The 19,703-nt window shown below is 59.1% G+C and carries 15 protein-coding genes and 1 pseudogene; 8 read left to right on the top strand and 8 right to left on the bottom strand.

Annotation, left to right across the window (positions count from 1 at the left end; all coding sequences use genetic code 11):
- The 3 genes from EN738_RS12835 to EN738_RS12825 form a co-directional block, all read right to left on the bottom strand.
- The coding region (locus EN738_RS12835; protein WP_189605822.1) for an endonuclease/exonuclease/phosphatase family protein at nucleotides 1-333 on the bottom strand (333 nt) is incomplete at its 3' end.
- A 123-nt stretch (nucleotides 334-456) separates the two neighbouring features.
- Nucleotides 457-1,059, bottom strand: a complete 603-nt coding sequence (locus tag EN738_RS12830) for a general stress protein (RefSeq protein ID WP_127284001.1) — start codon at nucleotides 1,057-1,059, stop codon at nucleotides 457-459.
- A gap of 25 nt (nucleotides 1,060-1,084) precedes the next feature.
- Nucleotides 1,085-1,834, bottom strand: a complete 750-nt coding sequence (locus EN738_RS12825) for a DUF4142 domain-containing protein (RefSeq protein WP_127284000.1) — start codon at nucleotides 1,832-1,834, stop codon at nucleotides 1,085-1,087.
- A 186-nt stretch (nucleotides 1,835-2,020) separates the two neighbouring features.
- Here EN738_RS12825 and EN738_RS12820 point away from each other — a divergent pair, with 186 nt between their 5' ends.
- Nucleotides 2,021-2,659 (top strand): hypothetical protein, encoded by a 639-nt coding sequence (locus tag EN738_RS12820; protein ID WP_189605825.1) that lies wholly within the window; start codon nucleotides 2,021-2,023, stop codon nucleotides 2,657-2,659.
- A gap of 15 nt (nucleotides 2,660-2,674) precedes the next feature.
- Here EN738_RS12820 and EN738_RS12815 read toward each other — a convergent pair whose 3' ends face one another.
- Complete coding sequence (locus tag EN738_RS12815; RefSeq protein WP_127283999.1) at nucleotides 2,675-4,192, bottom strand: PAS domain S-box protein; 1,518 nt, start codon at nucleotides 4,190-4,192, stop codon at nucleotides 2,675-2,677.
- Nucleotides 4,193-4,837: 645 nt separating this feature from the next.
- On the opposite strand from EN738_RS12815, the gene EN738_RS12810 reads away from it, so the two are divergent.
- From EN738_RS12810 to EN738_RS36260, 3 genes and pseudogenes are all read left to right on the top strand, one after another.
- Nucleotides 4,838-5,302, top strand: coding sequence for a YidB family protein (locus tag EN738_RS12810; protein WP_127283998.1), 465 nt, complete (start codon nucleotides 4,838-4,840; stop codon nucleotides 5,300-5,302).
- Nucleotides 5,303-6,549: 1,247 nt separating this feature from the next.
- Entirely contained in the window at nucleotides 6,550-6,996 is a 447-nt protein-coding gene (locus EN738_RS12800; protein WP_127283997.1) for a DUF2231 domain-containing protein, read from the top strand.
- A 414-nt stretch (nucleotides 6,997-7,410) separates the two neighbouring features.
- Nucleotides 7,411-7,576 (top strand): annotated as a pseudogene (locus EN738_RS36260) (short-chain dehydrogenase/reductase); the annotation flags it as partial.
- Nucleotides 7,577-7,653: 77 nt separating this feature from the next.
- Here EN738_RS36260 and EN738_RS12790 read toward each other — a convergent pair.
- The 3 genes from EN738_RS12790 to EN738_RS12780 all read right to left on the bottom strand — a co-directional run bounded on the left by EN738_RS12790 (nucleotide 7,654) and on the right by EN738_RS12780 (nucleotide 11,076).
- On the bottom strand, nucleotides 7,654-9,054 hold the full coding sequence (locus tag EN738_RS12790; RefSeq protein WP_127283996.1) for a hypothetical protein: 1,401 nt from the start codon (nucleotides 9,052-9,054) through the stop codon (nucleotides 7,654-7,656).
- Nucleotides 9,042-10,244: an MFS transporter gene (locus EN738_RS12785; RefSeq protein WP_189605820.1), complete on the bottom strand. Its 1,203-nt coding sequence runs from the start codon at nucleotides 10,242-10,244 to the stop codon at nucleotides 9,042-9,044. Before EN738_RS12785 ends, EN738_RS12790 begins: the two co-directional genes overlap by 13 nt.
- A 106-nt stretch (nucleotides 10,245-10,350) precedes the next feature.
- Complete coding sequence (locus EN738_RS12780) at nucleotides 10,351-11,076, bottom strand: helix-turn-helix transcriptional regulator (protein ID WP_245478136.1); 726 nt, start codon at nucleotides 11,074-11,076, stop codon at nucleotides 10,351-10,353.
- Nucleotides 11,077-11,507: 431 nt separating this feature from the next.
- On the opposite strand from EN738_RS12780, the gene EN738_RS12775 reads away from it, so the two are divergent.
- The 3 genes from EN738_RS12775 to EN738_RS12755 all read left to right on the top strand — a co-directional run bounded on the left by EN738_RS12775 (nucleotide 11,508) and on the right by EN738_RS12755 (nucleotide 15,936).
- On the top strand, nucleotides 11,508-12,494 hold the full coding sequence (locus EN738_RS12775) for a class I SAM-dependent methyltransferase (RefSeq protein ID WP_127283994.1): 987 nt from the start codon (nucleotides 11,508-11,510) through the stop codon (nucleotides 12,492-12,494).
- A gap of 129 nt (nucleotides 12,495-12,623) precedes the next feature.
- On the top strand, nucleotides 12,624-13,565 hold the full coding sequence (locus EN738_RS12770) for a LysR family transcriptional regulator (RefSeq protein WP_127283993.1): 942 nt from the start codon (nucleotides 12,624-12,626) through the stop codon (nucleotides 13,563-13,565).
- A 781-nt stretch (nucleotides 13,566-14,346) separates the two neighbouring features.
- Nucleotides 14,347-15,936 carry a DUF6600 domain-containing protein gene (locus EN738_RS12755; protein ID WP_127283990.1) on the top strand — a complete coding sequence of 530 codons (1,590 nt, stop codon included), beginning with the start codon at nucleotides 14,347-14,349 and terminating at the stop codon, nucleotides 15,934-15,936.
- A gap of 550 nt (nucleotides 15,937-16,486) precedes the next feature.
- Here EN738_RS12755 and EN738_RS12745 read toward each other — a convergent pair.
- Nucleotides 16,487-16,690: a CsbD family protein gene (locus EN738_RS12745; protein ID WP_127283989.1), complete on the bottom strand. Its 204-nt coding sequence runs from the start codon at nucleotides 16,688-16,690 to the stop codon at nucleotides 16,487-16,489.
- Between the two features lie 2,818 nt (nucleotides 16,691-19,508).
- Between EN738_RS12745 and EN738_RS35925 the strand changes: the two genes are divergently transcribed.
- Nucleotides 19,509-19,703 (top strand): hypothetical protein (locus EN738_RS35925; protein WP_210214073.1); only part of this gene is annotated, 195 nt, incomplete at its 3' end.

The raw sequence follows: 19,703 nt of genomic DNA, 5'->3' as shown, positions 1-19,703 counted from the left end.
GCCATTGGGCAGATAGATGCAGCCGACGACGAGATCGTCGATTTCCGCCTCGAGGTAGCGGCTATGCGTATCATCGGGATCGCCCGGCAAGCCGCGGCGGCGCTCGATCGGATCCCTCCCACGGGCCAGGATTGCCACGCCGTTATAGGATTTCTGGCCGTGCCAGATTGCGCTAAAGCCGAGGTCCCGAATCGCCTCGATCGGAAATTTCACGTCCGATGTTTTCAGTTCCTGAAGGCAGACCACGTCATAGTCAGTCTCGCCAAGCCACTTCAGCAGCACCGGCAAGCGCCCATTGACACCATTGACGTTGAAGGTCGCGATCCGGGTCATCCCCGCTATTCCTGCGTGAGGTTGCCTTAGATGTTCCTGATGAGCAGACAATCAAAAAATTTCGGATGCCTCGTGCGCCCGGCAAGAAAAGGCCCCGTCGTGTATTCGACGGGGCCTCATTTTTTAGAGTGGTGTGGTCCGGCGAACGCGATCGCGTTCGGCCTCGATGTCATCATAGGGCTCTGCGGTCGCGTCGAAACCCGTCCACCCGCTGGCCTCGTAAGCGCTTCGCCGCTCGTCCAGGTTGGCGGCACGCTCGCCTCGCAGGATGCGTTCAGCCTCGCCGGTGAGCCGATCGTCGACTTTGGCCGTCACGAGACTGCCGCCGCGGCGAACGCCCTCGGCATAGACATGAGCATCGCGTTGAGGAACGCCGGACTCCGTCAGCGCGCCCACAATTCCGCCGGCGGCTCCGCCGACCACCGCGCCGCCCGCCGCGCCAACTGCCGTAGCAGCTAGCCAGCCGGCCGCCACCACAGGCCCAACACCGGGTATGGCCATGATTCCGAGCCCGGTAAGGAGGCCCCCCGCGCCGCCCACGAGCGCTCCCAGGCCTGCGCCGGCGGCGGCATCGTCGCCGGCTTCCGAGGTCTCATCCCGATACCAATTGTCGGAATTGTTCGCCACGATGCTGATGTCGTCTCTCGGCACGCCAATCGCTTCCAGCTCGCTTACTGCGTCGGACGCGTCCTGATAGTCATCGAAAAGTCCGGTGACAGTCGTCATGTTTCACTCCATCGTCTGAGTTCGGTTATTGAGCGCCGGCAACCACGTTGCCTTTGAAATCGAGCGCTACGGCTACCTGCTTTCCGTCTTTCTCGGCGGTGCCGCGCCAGATGCCCTGGTCGTCCTTCGTCAATGTGCTGACATTGGCGAAGCCGGCATCCTGGATCCGTGATTTCGCCTGGGCTTCCGTAAAGCTGTTCGCTCCAGCCACCGGAGCGGATGCGTTCTGGTCTGTGTCTGTCGCCGCGGGTGCGGTGTTGGTCGTTGCCGTATTGTCGGTTTTGCCGGAGGCAATCTTTTCGATCATCTCCTGATGCATCTTGAGTGTCGGCAACGTCTGCTGTGCGAAAGCCTTGAGATCCGCGTTGTCGCCGTCGGCCGCATAGTCCTGGAACAGCTTGACCGCGTCGGCGTGCGCGTCTTGCTGCATCTTCACGTAAGTCTGGTCGGGTGACCCGTTCGCGGATTTCAACGCCTCGAGGTCACTCTTGTGATTGGCGTCCGTCTCCGCCGGAACCTGCAATTTCTGCTCCCCGGCGATCGACTGCAGTTTGGCATTGGCGGCGCCGTGATCGGTAATCATTTTCAGGGCAAAGTCGTTGATGGGCTGATCTTTCGCCTTGCCCTGGACGATCTTGCTGGACTCGACTTCGAAGATCCCACCTTGCGCGGCCTTGTTGACGAAATCCTGCGCCTTTTCGGCACTGAGCGCCGGATGGGCGAAACCCAGTCCGACGGCCGTGCAGAGCGCAGCCGATAGCAAATGAAATTTCATGGATTTCCTCCAACGCACAGAATTGTGCCTGGAAGACAACAGAGGGGCGCAGCGTTTGTTCCAACATCAATTCTATTTCGGTGCTACCCCCGCACTGAAAAATTGGCGTCCCGAGCTTCGCGTCTGCACATGAAAGCGCACCGGCGTCGGGTAGTGTCTGCAACCCGGACGCCCTATCTTTCCGGCATGCCCGTGCGCCGAAAAATCGACCCGACCGCAAAATTGATCGCCGAGTGGCCGCTGTCGTCGGCCGCGACGCTGGGATCGTCCATGCGGGCGAGCGGCATCTTCCTTGAGATCCGCGCGCGTCTGCCGCCTGCGTTCAGGAACTTGCTCCACATCGAATCCCGGGTGCTGACCTTGCGACTGCCGGAGGGCTGCGACGCAGATGTCGACGCGGCAACGGCGATCGTGTCCAAAGCCATGCAGGCTATCGAAGATCTGCCCGTGATTCCCCGTGAAGTTGAGGACATCCTGACGATCTCCTCTGGCGAGCGGAACCGCTGGCTGAAGGCCGGCCGCTTGCAGAGCGCGGGGACCAGAACGGTCAAGCTTCGCGGCCGCGCCAGGAAGATCACATTCCACGTGTTCGACCCGCGCCACATCGAAGATGTGCTTGACCGTGACCTGGTCACTGTCTGGCGTGACGAAGATGCAGCGGCAGCCGCGGAGAACCGGCGACGGGCCGCCGCCAAGGCGGCAATCAAGCGTGCGCAGAAGAGGGGGCGTGAGGCTCCCCATTCAGCCGGCAGTGGGCGAGACGAAAGCTCGAAGGCCAAACTGCGCGGTTGGGAAGACTTTGAGAGCGATGGGCTGCTGCGCTGAGATGCGGCTCGGTCATCAGCCCGAGAATCTTTCAATATCGATCGTGATACCAAGGACAATTCCGGCGGGGTCCCAATCTCGGACGACTCCGCCAAGCTCACTCGCGGCGGCGCGTACCAAGCGGCTCCCGAAACCTTCGTCTTCGGTTTCGACTGGAGATGGTCCTCCTACCTCCCTCCACTGGACAGTCACCTTACCGTCGCTATTGGAGCAAGCGATCTCTATTGAGCCGGCGGCCGCCGAGAGGCTGCCATGTTTGGCAGCGTTGGTGGCGAATTCGTGTAGCAAGAGAGAAAGCGGCGTGATCATCGCTGAAGGGACCGGCATATCGATGCCACTGATCGCGAAGCGGGGATGCTCGTCAGCTCCATGGCGGTATGGCGCGAGGATTGCGGCGATCAATGCATGTAGGCTCGTCGCGACCTGAACAGAGGGGCCAGTCGAGGGGAACATCGTCAGCGCATGCGCCCGCGCGAGGGCGCCGAGCCGGTCAGAAACGGTGGAGGCCAGCGCGGCCGGCGTTTCAGCGGCTGACGCGCTCAAATTGACGATGGAGCTTGCGATGGCAAAGAGATTCTTCACGCGGTGGTCCATCTCGCGAAGCAGCAGCTCCCGCTGCTCTTGCGCGCGCAGCCGCTCGGAAATGTCACGCGCGATCTTGGAGACACCGACAATTGCGCCAGACGCGTCCGCGATTGGGGAAACGGTCAAAGAGATGGGAATGCTGCTGCCATCCTTGCGCAGGCGAACGGTCTCGAAATGCTCGACATGTTCTCCATTGCGAATGCGCGCCAGAATCTCCCGCTCCTCATTTTGGCGATCGGGCGGTATCAGCAACATGAGCGGGCGTCCGATCATTTCCTTGCGGCCGTAGCTGTAGAGACGCTCGGCGCCGCTGTTCCAGTCCGTGACGATGCCATCCGTATCGGTCGCGATGATTGCATCATCCGAGGATTCGACGAGCGCGCTCAGTCGCGCTGCCGTTGTTTCCGCCCGCTTCCGTTCAATCGCAAACCCGAGCTGACGGGCAATGGTCAACGCAAGTTCGCGTTCACGATCGGCGAAGCGATGGGGTGCTGGATAGTAGACCATGAACTTGCCGATGAGCTCGTGGGAGCTGGCAAGCGGGATAAAGGCCAGCGCTTCGATTCTCTCGCCAAGGACCCTGTCGATGAGTTGCCGAGATTCACCGCTGAGACGAATATCCTCGACAAAGATTGGCTCGGCATTGTGCTCCCCGCGCGTCCATGGCGTGTGGCCGTTAACTGCCTCGCGGTATTCTTCAGAAAGTGAGCGCCATGCGACGAAGCTCATGACGCCGTGGCTGTCAAATCTCAGAATCGAGGCGCGCGACGAACCGAGCGCGTCGCATATGGCATCAAGTGCTGCATCGTAGATCTCGCCAAGGCCGTTGGCTCGGTAAAGTCGGTCGGTGAGGCGAAAGAGGACGGCTTGCTCGCGGACAATATCGCCGTCGGCTGGCTCACGCTGGCCTTGCCCCATGGCCGCATCACTCATGGCCTTGTGCTGCATGGCTCTACCCGGACGGCTCTATAGAAGTTCGACCAAATCCTCGACCAAACCACGTAACTTAGCACCGCGTCCACGGCCCATGTCCTTGGACTGCCGATTACGACCCCGACTATGCCAAACAATATGCGCGTTGCGCAGTTTCGCAATAGGAACTTCGGGTGTGACGCTGAAGCACCGTCAAAAACATTCGTGTTATCGCTTGCTTGGGCCGTCGGGGACTGACTTCGACATCCGACGAGTTGCAGGACGCTGAGGCAAGACGGCTCAAGGTTGGCGATCGATACAGAAAACAAATCCGATTGGACCGGGTTTAAGAACATACCCGGAGATCGACCCGAGAAGCTTGCCGAATTGCTGCGCCGCCATTGCGGGTGAGGCGGTGCGGCGGCAGCTGCGTGATGCACAAGCTTGGGAGCACCGATCGCGGCGTAGCGTCCCCATGAACCCATCATGGTCGTCCTGGCGCCGGGTGATGGCTTCGACTGTTCGAGCTTTGACATTACATCCAGTATCTTCGCGAGCTGCCTCTTCGGCCCTCACCACTCGCCATGTAGTGACCGTGCGACTCGGATTTTGCTAGCGGGGCAGACAGTGGAACCTTTGCGAGCACGAAACCTTCTCCCTGAGATCCAAGGGAGGAAACCAATGGCAAATCTGGGAAGACTGGCTGTCGCAGTGCTTGGCATTCTGGCTTATCAAAATCGCGAAAAGATCGGAGACTTGATTCGAGGAAGTCGCGATCCAAACAACCCGCAGGGAGGGCTCTTGGATCAGCTATCCAAGGGCGTGTCCGGCACGGCGCTTGGGGACATCCTCGAGCGCTTCAGAAATGCAGGAGCGGGGTCGAAGGTAGATTCGTGGGTTAGCACCGGACCCAATCAGCCGATCGAACCAAAGGACGTAGAGACCGCAATCGACGAGGACACGCTCACGTCTCTTTCGATGCAGACTGGTCTGTCACGCGATGAATTGATTGCCAGGATCACGAAAGATTTGCCCGAAGCAGTCGATAAGCTGACGCCAGACGGCGAACTGCCGGCAGCAAACCCGACACAAGAGACAGGCGAGATTACACTCCTCGATAAGGTGCCGCCACGCACCCCCGAGTAGCGGTAGGGCAGCGATTGTGCTGCCGCCCCCGGTCAGGCACCGGTCCTGTCCCGTCCAACCGGATGAACTCGATTTCTTCCTTCCCGGCGACCGTCTTCAATGGCTCACGTCGCCTTGTGCGACACCAGCGGCGTCTTCCGCTTCGGCGGCACGTGGGATTCACCAGCCTGAGCGTGTCCGCATACACCGTCACCGGACGCCAAGGTTTACCGTCACCCATTCGCAAGCGTGACGTCGCTCAGCTCGATTGGCTGGCCTTTCTCACCGTCGACGTGTTGTCGACGATCGAGTGCGGGAAGCCGCAGGAGGGGATCGAGACGCTGACGCGGTCTTCTCTCCCGCGCCTGCGCACAGTCGCAGTTATCGACACCTCATCGCCGATTTTGATCCCATTCGCCATCCCATGAGTCTGAGGCGGCCGAGAGCTTCGTCAAGATGCTAATATTTACGAACGGACATGGAACAGACCTTCGCGGTCGCGATTCTCTCTGGAGCGAACCATGACCGCTCCTGAGAGACGCGCGTCCAACCAGGTTTTGAAACGCGGGCGTTTTGGGTCTACGTATCGCTGACCAGCTAGCAAAGGGCGTCAGCAACTCCCGTCTGTCCATAGAGACCGGAGGCGCGCCCCCCATGCGGAGACAACGCCAGCAAGCGTGCGTTCCAATCCGAGGATGACAGGATCCTGCTCATCCGAACCCGAGAATGCATCATTCGTTCCAGGCTGTGCTCATCAAGCCCCAGCCCCAGGCAAAACCCCATTTGCGCTCAGACCGCAATGCCGTTTCCATCACCGAGGTTGGTGACAGATGGCACGTCCTTATCGAGGAATTCGGCCAACGCCCAATTGCGCGATCATTTCGAGATGAGCGACGCGCGATCAACACTGAGGCCAAAGGATCAGGCTAAATCTGGACCAGCGCATGCAATCGCGATAGGTGCCGTTCGTGCAGGTCCTGCATACTTTCGAACAGATAAGCACTTCGAATGCCTTGCCGGTAGGCAATTGGAGACGTTCCAAATCAGAGATGCGCTCGCGCTGCTCGGAGATGTGTCGTCTTCCCAACCTCACGTGCCCCTGCACCATTTCGATGTCGTCAGCCAGTGCCATCAAAGCTAACGGTCGCGAGGCGGAGGCGTACCCTTTGTGACGATCGGAACCTCCACAGCGAACGGAGGCCGCAAATGGAACCTTCCCTCCCTACTCGCCGTTGTAAGCGCGTTCAGGGCAACTTCTGGAGGAAGTTATGGCCAATCCCCGGGCAACGGCGACGATCGCCGGTCATCCGCTTCATCCAATGCTCGTGCCCTTCCCAATTGCTGCGTTCGTAGGCGCCTTAGTTTGCGACTTGATCGGGACCGGAGACCCTTTCTGGTTCCAAGCGAGCGAATACCTTCTGGTCACGGGCGTGGTGATGGCGCTCCTAGCCGCTGTGATGGGTTTTACAGATTTTCTGGGTGAGCCCCAGATTCGGGCCCTGCCTATAGCCTGGGTACACTTCTTGGGAAACTTGGTCTTGGTGCTGATCGAGGCGGTTAACTGGTACCGGCGCTACAGCAGCGGCGCGGCCGATTCCACGGGGCTAGTACTCTCAATCCTTGCCGTTCTCCTGATGCTGGTTACAGGCTGGCTGGGCTGGGAAATGGTCTATCGCCGTCGCGTGGCTATCGCCGATGAAGCTGCCGCTCGTTGACATTTGCTGGCTTGCTTCAGCCTCCAGACCAACTTGCCCGTGGCCCCACGGTAGCAGGACGTGCCGCCGGTGGGTGCGAATGGAGCCACGAAATAAAATTCGATTGGCGGCGGCGAGAGCCGTTTTTTGTTGGCGTTGATTTTCCCTACTATAGACGGCTGCGACCTTGCCCACCGAGCCGGTAGCGAAGAGATGTGCCGGCGGGCGCGGCCGCCTCGACTTTCTGTGATCATTTGCTTCGCTTCTCGCGCTCTACCAATTTACTCCCTGGGCAATCCGCAGCGTTCGAAGCCAGATTACCTGGTGTGCTTCCGGCGCCGATAAACAAAGATCGAACCACGGATTGAACATTCGGGCCTCCAGATCGCTCAAGAGAACGAGCGCATCGACTGTCGGTTCCTAAGTGGCGAGCGCATTGCCGCACAGACGCGAATGCTGACGGCCGCAACCGATCCTACGCCGAAGCTGCGCTACGCAGCGGGAAAGATGGCGCGCCAGGTCAGTTTCCTTCCTGCGCCGTTTCGTGCCCGCATCGGCTTTCGAAAAAAGCCTGCGAAAGCAACTCGGGCTGCCGGTCTGAAGTGAATCGATCCGACTGCGTGTGGCGCCGATGGAGACGCTCGACGGAGCGTGATGTCCTGCGCCTATTGCTCTTGCTCAGGAAAAGGCCCATTCCGCATCAGTGGGTGAGATCGCCTGCTCGCCCAACTGTCTGCTAAGCTCTTGCCACGACGCGTCCGAAGTAAAACTGGTCATACTTCCACAGGCTTTTGCGAAGGGAATTTTTCCGAGCCGGTCCATGATATCGCTGGACGCGGCCGTGTCTCCGTTTCGAAAAACCTCCAAGAGATCGTCATCGCACTCAATTACTCGGTGTCCCCAAGCGCTAGGTAGATCATCCGCGACGAGAGCCTCCCGCAGATCGGCATCCACATCTCCAGCCTCGAGTGCGCGGCAGACCACATAGCGCATGAGGGGGTAGTAGACCGGCTGATGACTGCCTCCGAGCGCGCGGATGCCCGGCAGGACCGACACGACCAGAAACATGAGAAGGAGATTCGGAATTAGACTGCGGTCGGCCAACCGCTCGATGATTTCGGCAGCCTCAAAGCGAACCATCTTCAACCCTGTTGCCGGATTGACGAGTTCGCCAGCGACCAGCCGCAGTGGCAGGCGCCTGCCATTTTGATAGAACCAGAAGAAGTCGGTACCGCGCGCGAGCCAGCCACTCCAGGGGCCGTCTGCAAGCCTGTCGATCTCTGCAAGCATATTCAACGCGAGCCTTGGGTTTTCCAGCAGCCTCGTCCGCAGCCAGGAGTTCTCGTCCGACAGATGGTCCGCCACCAGACCGGCAATATCCTCGTCGTCCACCTGCAAGAAGGTAAAGCGGCTTCCAAACAGCTTCGGCCACAGGCTGGAATTAGCTTCCTTTATGGCGTGTGCTGGCCGTTCGAATTGGCCCTTCGGCAGAAGATTGTGAAGCACCGCAAGCGCGTCTGGCTCAGCGCCTTGTTCCGCTGGCACCAGTTCGAACCGATAGGCTCCAGGCCCAGTCAGAAGGCTGTACCCGATCATGCGACTTCGGGGGAGGCCGAAGACGTTGATCGGCGTCTGATCAACTGTGAGCCAGCCCGGCCCCTTTCGAGCCCTTTCAACGAGGCTCACCGTGGAAACGGCATAGGACAGGTAGGTAGAGCAGCCATGCGCGGAGAGGCCCAGGAGGCTAAGCATGTGAGTGTAGTAAGCCTCCGGGTCCATCAGGAGCAGCAGGTGAGGACCCGTCTGCAAAACGCGACGCTCTTCAAATTCCCTGCAGATTTCTGCGACCGCGTCGAGCGGCAATCCATTTCGCTTCCCCGCGCTTTTAATCGCGTCGAGCAGCTTGGTCAGAGCGTATTGCCGAATTTCAGGCATGGCTGTCGAAACTGGTGCCTCGTACAGCCTGGCCGCGTAGTCGCGGATCGGACGGGAAAAGTAGTGTTGCATCCACGGGTAGAGTGTCGCCAGCGATCTGAGCACGGCCAGTTTCGCTCCTGCGGCTCCTGTTAGCTCATACACGTCATGGATCCCCCTCTTGCCGAGCGACGTTGATGCTCAAGGCAGCAACGCCGAAGAGAAGCAGCGAAACCGAGGAAAATTGTCGACGGAAAGGCCTGGTCTCCCAAAACGGTTGCGATGCTGAAAATGACAAACCCAAGCCCGACTGCGAGGCTGTGCATGGCACCTTTGGCCCTGCCCAAGGCCCTATCGGGTACACGCGACTGCAGTGTGACCTCGACGCTGACCCGGCCCAGATTGTAGAGAAACCCGAGCGCGGCAAACATGGTCAATGTCCAGGGCGCGCGCAAAGGTACCAGCGCCATCAGCGCGAGCGCCGTTAAACCTAAAACCATGAGGTGCAATGTATGAGGACTTATCGTTCCTGTCAGCCGACTGAGCAGTGCCGCTCCGATCAGAGAACCCGCCGACCAGGCTGCCTCGACGCGAGCGAAGTCCGCGGCAGTGCCCTTCTGTTCTACGAAAACGAAGCTAGATCCCATCACGCTGAGCAAAACCGCGCCTCCATATAGGAGCGCGTAGACGGCGAAGAGACGAACCAGGCGCCCGTCAATATTGAGAGCAAGCCCGTTGACTTTGCGTTCGCCAGACGCCGAGCCGCCACGAATGCAGGACAAGCTTCCCGCCGAAACAAGAAAACATACGGCAAGGAGGACGAACACCACGGTTGCGGAATGGTCGTTTGGCAACGCACCCACGAGCAGCGCTGCCGCAAGACATCCGAACTGCGTGACGAAGAAGACAATGGAATATGAAGCTGTCAGATCGCCTCCCGCAACGAGAGGGATCATTGACTGCGAACTCGTAAGTGCAACTCGGTCACATAGCGCAAAGGGAATCGCTGAACACCAGATCGCTGGAAACAAGTCCAGATAGGGAAGCGCGCAGGCTATGGCGAGCATGACGGCAAAGCGACTAACGTCCGCTGCGATATTCAGCAGTCGTCTGTCAAACCGATCCGCCATTGCGCCAGCCAGGGGGCTCGCGACAAATTCGACAACGCTGACGATCGCGAGCAACGTCGCGACACTCGCGCTTCCATACCCTGCTTCGACGAGGGTCCATGAGCATGCGATGTAGTAGCCGTTTCGTCCGACAGACGCGGACAACGCACTGGCAAGGAAGCCAATGAAGGCGCGGGGCTCACGGAGCGTTCCTTTGGCATAATGAAACCGAACTTCGCGTGACATCGGCGGCCCACCCATCCATTGACCGCATGTCATGCCCACTCCGGCGATGTCGGATTTAACGGGATGCCGAGCCTTTCAATTCCTTGCTGAATAAAAGGGGTCCGGGCTAGATCCTGGATTTGCGCCGAAACTCTATCGGGTTCGTGCCAAAGGCGCGCTTGAACGCGGTCGTGAGGTGGCTTGAGCTTGCGAAGCCGCATTCCATCGCGATTTTTGTCGCCGACAAATCCGTCGACCGCAACATCTCCGCGGACTGTACCAATCGGCGCTGCGCGATGAAGGCATGCGGCGTCATTCCAGTCGACTGCTTGAACGCCCTGCCGAAATGAAAACGGCTGATACCTAGCTCTTTTGCTAGATCGGCCAGCGTGGGTTTGGCGTCTGGGGATGGCTCCATCATTCCCACGACGCGCTTGAGATCGAAAGTCGAGAGACCGCCTTTTGCCGGCTTGCGGCCGGTTCGGTTCAACCTGACCATTTGCACGAACAATTGCGTGACCTGGCTCTCCACCATCGTCGTGCTTATTGGATCAGGAAACCTGAGCTCGGCGGCTATTCTCTGCAACGCCACTTCTATGGTGTTGTCACGGAATCCGATCCACGGGGGGAGTCCCGCCCGGCGGTAGGATGCAAATCCTTCGAAGGTCTCATCTGCGAACTCCTGCGCGATGGACACGAGCAGGCATGAGGCGATTGCGTCACCCTCATCCCAACCAGTCCATTCGCTGTCGGCGGGGATGTAGATAATCGAACCGGGCCGCCTGGCCGAGAAAGAAACCCGGCGACCGTCGACGAAGTCTTCTCCGCGCCGGGCGGCACCCTTCAAGTTCATCAAGAACATATGCCGGGGGTGGGCAATTCTCGTTTCTTGCCGCTCTAAACCCGTTCTCTTAATTACGTCTGCGCGTATGTTCCCCCAGCTCTCATATTGGTGAACAAGGGTTTGGTGCCGCGAACGGCGCAATGTGGTCGGGTCGAGGCAAAAAATATCCGCCAATCGAAGCGACTCCTTCGGTGACTACTCATCCTCCTGTTTGTGCCTAACCATAGGTTGTTGGACAACTCACAAATAATTCAGAGTTGTCGGTTGATGTGGCGCGAGCGAAAAAATCGCAATTCGATGGAAGCCGCTTCTACAAGGCCATTCTATTCCTCGCCTCCGCCAATACTCGACCACCAAGAATATTACTCGGCGCTAATCTTCGCGCCGTTGTCGAGTTGAGGCATCTCACCGATCACACGGGTAGTGGGAGGCACAATTCGATGCGAGGACTCGACGACTTTCTGGCTGAATGCGACCGCGCCCCGCGGATCAACGAACTGTCAGGCTTTTTCGCGACGACGGCAGCCGGCGAAAGCGGAGTGCCTACACGCAAGCCCGAGGTCGATTCCAGGCTTCTTCAGAACGATAACCTCATTCGCGACTTGATCGGCTTGCATGCGGCACGACAAGGCTTCTTCGATCAGCACTATCACAGCAGCATTCCCTACCGGTTGGAGGAGGAGTGCCGGATGGCTTACGGCGTGCTGAGATATGCACGAATTCGCGGTGCCCAGCTGTCGTTATATAGCCTTGGCACAGCGGAGGGCACCATGGCGAGAACACTATCGGAATTGTCCCGCGGGAAAATCCACAGCCTCTCCTGCAGTCCTAACGCGGAAAATTACAAGTGCTTCATGGCATATGTTGAACCGCCAGACGCCGAGTTCTTTGTCGGCCCGTTCCACCGACTGACCAAGGCCGTCCTCAATTCAAACGCCCGGTTGGGCAAATTCGCTTCCGGATTCGACATAATCCTCGAAGATACCACCTTTCAAATGTACTCGCCGAACAGACCCAAACAGATTGAGTTCGTGGCGCAGCATCTCAAGGAAGGAGGCATCTTCGTATTCCTCGAGAAATTTCGGGCGGTTGACGACAGCGACTATCAGCGCCGCGAGTGCCAGAAGGATTTCGGCTTCAAGGCTCGCTACTTCCAGCAAGAGCAGATCGAGGCAAAGAAGACCGCGGTGCTGACCACGATGTTCAACAACGAGGTAACGCTTGAGGAGATGTCGCGCGCTGTAGGGACGCATTTCAAACACTGCGTCATGACCTGGAACAGCGGAAATTTCTGCAGCCTTGCGGCGAGCAACAGCCGGGAAAATCTTAACCTGTACGTCTCGCAGATGGCGGGCCCGGCCATTCCACATGAGTATGTCTACGAAGCGGGCTTGTATCGAAGCCTGAGGGATCATGCCGTCCCGTGAAATGTGCCTCGGCGAACTTTTTCAACCGCGCGCACGGAGGAAAACTATTGACTGCCTCCTGCACCACCGAAGAATGGGAACGCGTTGCGCCGAAACTGACACCATCCCCGTCGGCAAAGCGCCCGAGGCATGACGCCGAACGGCAACGCGTTGCGGCTACTGGCGTACGCCCTTGCAGCGGTCGATCATGGCAGCCTGAGGCGGGCGGCAAGGGCGATGAGGGTTCGAGAATCCTCCGTGAGCCGAAACATCGTCAAGCTCGAACAACACTTGGAAGTCCAATTGTTCGAACGCGATGTCCGCGGCGTTCGCTTGACGGAGCCGGGTCGAGCCTGGATCGATGTTGTGCGAGCTCACTACGAAGGATTGCTGGACGCTTTCGATGACCGTGTCGGAGACAAGGACGCAAAGACGCTCCGGATTGGATTGTGTTGTGTGAGGGGAGGAGAAATCCTAAGAGGCATCATCGCTCGCTTCAGCAGCCTCTACCCGGATGTGAGCTTTAGCATCGAGGATGTTCCCGCGGGGCGGTGGCTGTCAGCCATACGCCGCCGGCACCTCGACCTCGTGTTCACTCACGACTTTGGCGCCGTCCCTTCCTGTTGCAGCGAAGTGTTTTGGCACGAGCGCCTCTTCGTCCTCTTGCCGGCGTCTCACTCGCTCGTCGACAGGCCAGTGGTCGCATGGTCCGATCTTGCAGAAATGTGCCTGCTCGTTCCGGTCGGGCCAGAGGGGCCGCTATTCGACCTGCGACTGTTGGAGCGCATCGCAGCAACCGGCGGCCCGGCAGTGCAGACGTGCCGAGCGAACCAAGCGACGGTCGCTCTCAAGGTGCAACTTGGGGAGGGCTTTACTTTGGCCGAGGAAAGCTGTGCCAGGACGACCGCTATCGAATCCACGATGTGGAAACCGCTGGCAGGGCAAAACAGTGTCAGCTCAATCAGGGCTGTCTGGCTCGACTCGAATCCAAAGCGTTCTGTGCTCCGGTTGGTTGCTGTTGCCAGGAATAGGGCAGGGAATACGCCCGGCAATTCGGGAACAAATGCTGCTCGACCTGGGCGAAGCACATGAGCGGTGGTTCAGCCTCTGGCGAGGACGGCGGGCTGATGCGCGGCCTCAACCAAATCGGCCGCCGCCTGTTCAACCTGATCGGCTGCTTGGTCCACCTGTTCGAGCTTCTTGGCTAGCCGCTCGTGCAGCATCGAAAGCCGTGCTGCGTGGTAGATGGCGCTTCGGTTTCGGCCATCCATGTTGAGAGGTTCAAACAACATCGCGACTGCTCTCCTCAGTGTGCACTTGTCGGCGGGACGGCCTTCGGCAGTCGCCCTCTGGCTACGAGCCGTTGGCGGCTCCGCATACGAGCGCAAAGGGCGAGGCTAATCGCGAGCCCGCAGCTCTCGCCGACTATTGCCTTTGCCTGGTGGGGAGATTTTTCTGATCGCTTCATGCGTTGCCTGGCGACCGCCTGTTCCAAAACCACAAGTTCAACCATACTGCCGCATCCTCATGCCAGCGACCCCTTCCAAAAGAGAACCGCGGGGTACCCCTTTAGTTCCGGGCGCTGCAATGTGCGCCGATGCGGATGTCCTCTCCGGATTAGCGAAAAGCTCATCACAACTTGAGAGCCGACACCGCTCCAAGGTTTGAACCATGATTTGCTCTCGCGCTGCCCTTTCGAAGGTCAGATAGGCTTACCTGCGTTTGCAGCCTTCCCTCCCTCGCAGCAGCAAGGAGGCTGGCTAGGCCCGTTTCGGATGCAAGCCGTTGCACGAGCGGATACGGGCAAAGTGGAACAATCCGACAGCCGGCGGGTTTCAAAGATGAAGGGCGATCTGTTTCGGAGGAAACTGGGATGAAACGCGTCCTTGCTCAAAATGCGGTACGACTGATGCTGGGCGGCGTAGCCGCCTGTCTGCTCACTATCGTCGAGATTCCCAACTCGATTACGCCATTGTCGCTCGTGTCCGAGGCACGGGCTGCCACAAACGTTTCGATCAGCACATTCTACCAGGACCTTTCTTCTCATGGTGACTGGGTTTCGTACCACGGAGCGGCCGTTTTCGTGCCGGCTGATGTACCTGACGATTGGCGTCCATATACCCTTGGACACTGGGTCTATACTGAGCAGTATGGCTGGCTCTGGGTATCCGACGAGCCATTCGGCTGGGCGACGTACCATTACGGCCGGTGGGGCTATGCCGACGACATCGGCTGGTACTGGGTCCCGGGCACTCGTTGGGCGCCAGCCTGGGTGAGTTGGCGTCGTGACAGGCAGCACCTGATTTGGGCTCCGCTGCCGCCGCGTCGTGATCCGGATTTGATTTCAATCGAGGTGACCTTCGACGCGACGCCGGATTTTTACTGGGTCGTTGTCCCCACACGCGAATTCCTTGCGGCAGACATTTCTGTCGTCGTTATCCGTGATGAGCCGGAATTTGTGCGCATTGTCGAGGCAGCCGAGCCGGTTGGCGATGTGACGATCCATAACAACGTGGTGATCAACAAAGTCATAGATGTTGATGTGATCGAGAAGGAGACCAACCAGGAGGTGACTGTCGTCAAGGTCAGCAAGACCGACGCGCCCGAGCAGTCTGGCAAAATGGAAAACAATACGGTCAGGGTCTTTGAAGGCGAGGTGAAAGCCGATGCCGATGCCAAACCAGCTGAGATCAAAGATATCGAGGAGGTGAAGAAGGTTCAGGCTGGCCGGAAATCGAAGCCGACCGAAGGCGCCGCCACGACCGAACAGGTCGAGCCCGAGCAGGCGGCCAAGCCGCAGAAAAAGACCCAGGAACAGCCTGCAGCCGAGCAGCAGCAGGCCGAGCCCGAGCAGGCGGCAAAGCCGAAGAAAAAGGCCAAGGAGCAGCCCGCCGCCGAGCAGCAGCAGGGCGAGCCCGAGCAGGCGGCAAAGCCGAAGAAAAAGGCCAAGGAGCAGCCCGCCGCCGAGCAGCAGGGCGAGCCCGAGCAGGCGGCTAAGCCGCAGAAAAAGACGCAGGAACAGCCTGCGGCCGAGCAGCAGCAGGGCGAGCCCGAGCAGGCGGCAAAGCCGAAGAAAAAGGCCAAGGAGCAGCCCGCCGCCGAGCAGCAGCAGGGCGAGCCCGAGCAGGCGGCAAAGCCGAAGAAAAAGGCCAAGGAGCAGCCCGCCGCCGAGCAGCAGGGCGAGCCCGAGCAGGCGGCTAAGCCGCAGAAAAAGACGCAGGAACAGCCTGCGGCCGAGCAGCAGCAGGGCGAGCCCGAGCAGGCGGCAAAGCCGAAGAAAAAGGCCAAGGAGCAGCCCGCCGCCGAGCAGCAGCAGGGCGAGCCCGAGCAGGCGGCAAAGCCGAAGAAAAAGGTCAAGGAGCAGCCCGCCGCCGAGCAGCAGCAGGGTGAGCAGGCGGTAAAACCCAAGCCACAGAAGCAAGAAAAAAAGGCGTGTGATCCGCAGACTGAGGCGAACTGCTAGGTGTGGTGGTTAGACTAACCGCTCTCCGCGGTGCCCGCTGTTGGCAATGCGGGCACACCTGCGATCCTGGCTTCTATCCTTCGCGGCCACCTGTGGCTGGGCGGTGTGCATTCGTCATTGATCCGAAATGGCGATATGCGCAGGCTGAATTTGAGGGTGTGACAATTCTTTGGGTGACTGTGTGCTTCGCCGTGTTGAGTTCAATTGTTATGCATGGCGTGATGGTAACTCCGGTGATGCGACAAATGGATCGCAGCCGTTCACCACGCTCATGGTTGGGGCCTCGTGCTCGCTCCAGAGAGGATTGATGCCTGTCGGTGTAGCTGATCCAGAGAAATCGGTGAGCTCCAACGCGGTAATCGGAACGATGTACGGGCCTCGGCTGCGCGGATCAGAAGAACTGAAACCGAGAAGCCGGGGCGGCCTCGATTAGAAGGGTTGCCTTTCCGGTCTAGCTCGCCGCTCTTCCGCGGGGCGCGTCAGTTGCGCACCTCAAAACGAAAGGCGCTGCACGCGCGAGCGCCTCCCCATCGATGGCCCAACGGCAATTCTACCAATCTTGTCGGGCATACCAGTCGTCGATATCCCGACGCACACGATCCTTCTCAATCCCGTAAAGTTCCTGGATCTTGCCTTCGAGTTGGTCCCGTCTGCCGGCGATGCGGTCCAGATCATCGTCAGTGAGTTTGCCCCACTGCTCCTTGACCTTGCCTTTGACCTGCTTCCAGTTTCCCTCAACGCGGTTCCAGTCCATGGCGATAGCCTCCTTGGGTTTACACAAATCAAAACGGTTGTTCGCGCTCTATTGTTCCAGAGGAGGCGGGTCGGGACTGGCACTCCCTTCACGCCATGAACCTTAGAGGTTGTTGAGCGCTTTCGTGCGCAAACAGATTAATGGCGCATGGCGGAAGGTTGGACGCGAAACCCCGTGCCGCCGAAACAGGATGCTGCAGATCATCCTGCGTCATCAGTGCTAAGCGCATTGTGGCGATATCAGCGGATCGACGATGAGGCAGGCGTTATGCCGACCCTATGATCGCTCCAATTCGAGGGCTGATAGCTGCTTGAGCTTATTGCGCCTGCCATTGCGACTCTCTTGTGAGAACGTCGCCCACTTGGGGATGCTTTCGAAAAGGAAATTGGACCGCACCCTGAAGTTCCTCCGCAAGGGCGAATACGCCGCCGGTGATCACGAAGATTGATAGCCCGCGACGCGTGCAACACGCATTCTGAGCAACCTTGTCGATGGCCTGCACCGACGTGGTGTGAGTCTGAGGGTCTTATAATTGGGCAAGGAGACTCGGCTGGCGGTTCCGCTGCTCCTTTGGATACCCATCGCGCCGGTGCGAAGCCCAGTTATCCCGGCCAGCGCATGCCGGCGCGGGAGGGCAGTGTCGTGCGTCACCGCCTTGCTCGATTCAGGTGCGGCGACCGCATTGCAATGCGGGTAAGCCGAGCAATTGAAGAGAGAGCCGGGGTCGAGGGAACGCGACAGGTTAACCCGCGAATAGTCGATTGGAATCCTCTTCCCTCTCAAGCGTTCCGACTCGGAAGTTCATCTTTCGTTGAGCCTTTGGGTCCGATGTCGAGCTTGGCGGGGCCGTGCCCTGGATCATGGGCGTGGTGGTGCCGCAAGGCCTGTCGTCATTGCCATTCGGCGTCCTGACGACCGCGTAGACGTGCCCGCGCGTTGCGTGACGTCGCCTATCAGTTCGATTGGCTGGCCCTTCTTCGCCGTCGACGTCTTGTCTACGATGGAGTGCGGGAAGCCGTAGGAGAGGACGAGACGCTCACCCGTCCTTCCGTCACCCGGCGCCGTACTGTCGCGGTGATAGCTACCTCATCGCCAATCTTGATGCCCTTCGCCATGCGAATGACTCTGGTGCGGCCGCTGGCTTCGTCAAGCAGTTGCTAATATTTCCATCTGGGGCATGGAACGGATGAAGCTGATGCTCTGTGGCGCGACTGGAAGGCCTGATGCGCGCGGGAACCTTTCATCCGCCATCCGCTTTGTTTCTGCATGTCGCGAGCTGTCGAACCACCGATATTGCCAAGGGGTAGCCCAGATCGGGACGTCAACTGTGAAGTCGCATTAGAGGCCGCCATCGCAGCGCTGATGACTACGTCCGAGGCACAAGGATGGACGCCACGCGAAACCACTGCGGCCCTGCTGAAAATCGCTACGGAGCGTGCGCAGCAACTTGGGCTTCTGCCGGCTGAGCCGCCGAGGTGGCGAATGCCAAGAGCAAGATTGATCGCGTCTGCTGCGCTCTTGCTTTTGCTGTGTGCGGTCACCGCTTGGTGGGTGCTTAGGTAAGCGATCCAATCGGGCAGCTGCCGGACATGCCGACGATGTCGCGCTGCCGTTAGCGCCAGAAAACTGCGGTGAGGGCCTAAGCCAAGCGGCGCTTAGAAAGTGCCTGCAACAGTTCCCCTTCGTCCGTGATCCCGTTCCGGTAAACGCTGACGAGTTCCGCGGCGAGGTCTTCCCTCTGTTCCTTGCTTTTTTGGGCTAAGCGGGCGTTCGATGCACACTTGATCAAACACCCGCTGGAGCACCAAGTCAGCGGGTTCGAATACTCCGCTGTAACGCGATAACGGCAGCCCTCAATTTGCCGTCCCTTACCCTATTATTCTGCCACCAACTATGACCAACCTCAAGGCGTCCAGCAGCAGCCCGACGGTCCGGGGATGGGAGCTTGTTGACCGCCTGGCCCAGCCGGCAAGGCTACCGGCTGGCGAGGTTATATAGGCCCGTCAATCTTCGCTGTTACTTGGAAAACGGTGGGTGTTGGGTTCCTCTATCCTCAAATCGAGCGACCCAAAGTAGGCCTGCTTGTTCTGACGAGCGCGAAATAAGCTCATCTTGGCAACGCGAGGCAGTTGACGCCAAGCTGTCCCATTGCTGCCGACACGATGAGCGGTGCCGTTCATCGCCGCGCGGAACGGCTATGTGTCAATTTTACGACTCGGGGGCAGTCATTGGCCGATCGAAGGAGCGCCTATGTGTGGATTCGATTCGCAAGTTGGGCCTAATCACAGTGGCGGCACGTAGGCCATGCGCGGCCCTCACGCTGGAACTCGCCAAAAGGATAAGTTGTGGAACCGTTACCTGAGTTCCAATATTCTGAAACTCCGGGTCCGTTTGTGGAGTGTGGCCCGGCCTGCTATCCTGAGTCCCAGTAGAAGCAGGCCGGGCCACACTCAGCCGAAAGGCTGCCCTTCTTTTTAAGGATCCCGCGCTGGTCCGGCTAGGAACGGGCGAAGTGGCCCGCGCTACGGAGCTTCGCGAGCAAGATTATGGCCGTGCCGTGATAGTCAACGTGCGCTTGCTCGTGAAGTGGTGACGTGTACCAGGCGGTGAGCTCCTCAACCAGAAAGCGCGTGTCGCCATTCACTGACGCGCACCTAAGTTCCCCGCTCTTTTGCATCACAATTATCGCCGTGCCGGTTGCACCGTATCCGATCGCCGCCATCCGCTGAACCTCTACGTCACCATCAACGCGAACATCGAACAGAACCGACCCTCCGGTTTTCTCTGCCGCGTCAGCTACCCGATCAGGAAACGGCCGATGCAAACCGTTTGGATTGATGAACGTCTGCTCAAACAGCGCCAATTCAACATGCCCCGCGACCATGGCTGCGAATATGGGCGAGACGGCGTAATCAGCAATCCTATCGCAACCCTTTCACGCAAGTTTCCACATGAACTTGCAACGCGCGCGGCACGATCGCGTAGCCATCCCGATGATGGTCGCGAGTTACAC

The sequence above is a fragment of the Mesorhizobium sp. M4B.F.Ca.ET.017.02.2.1 genome, from assembly GCF_003998955.1.
In the GTDB taxonomy this organism is placed as follows: Bacteria; Pseudomonadota; Alphaproteobacteria; order Rhizobiales; family Rhizobiaceae; genus Mesorhizobium; species Mesorhizobium abyssinicae.
Note: the sequence above shows the minus strand (reverse complement) of the source record. Positions and strands in the feature narration are given on the sequence as shown.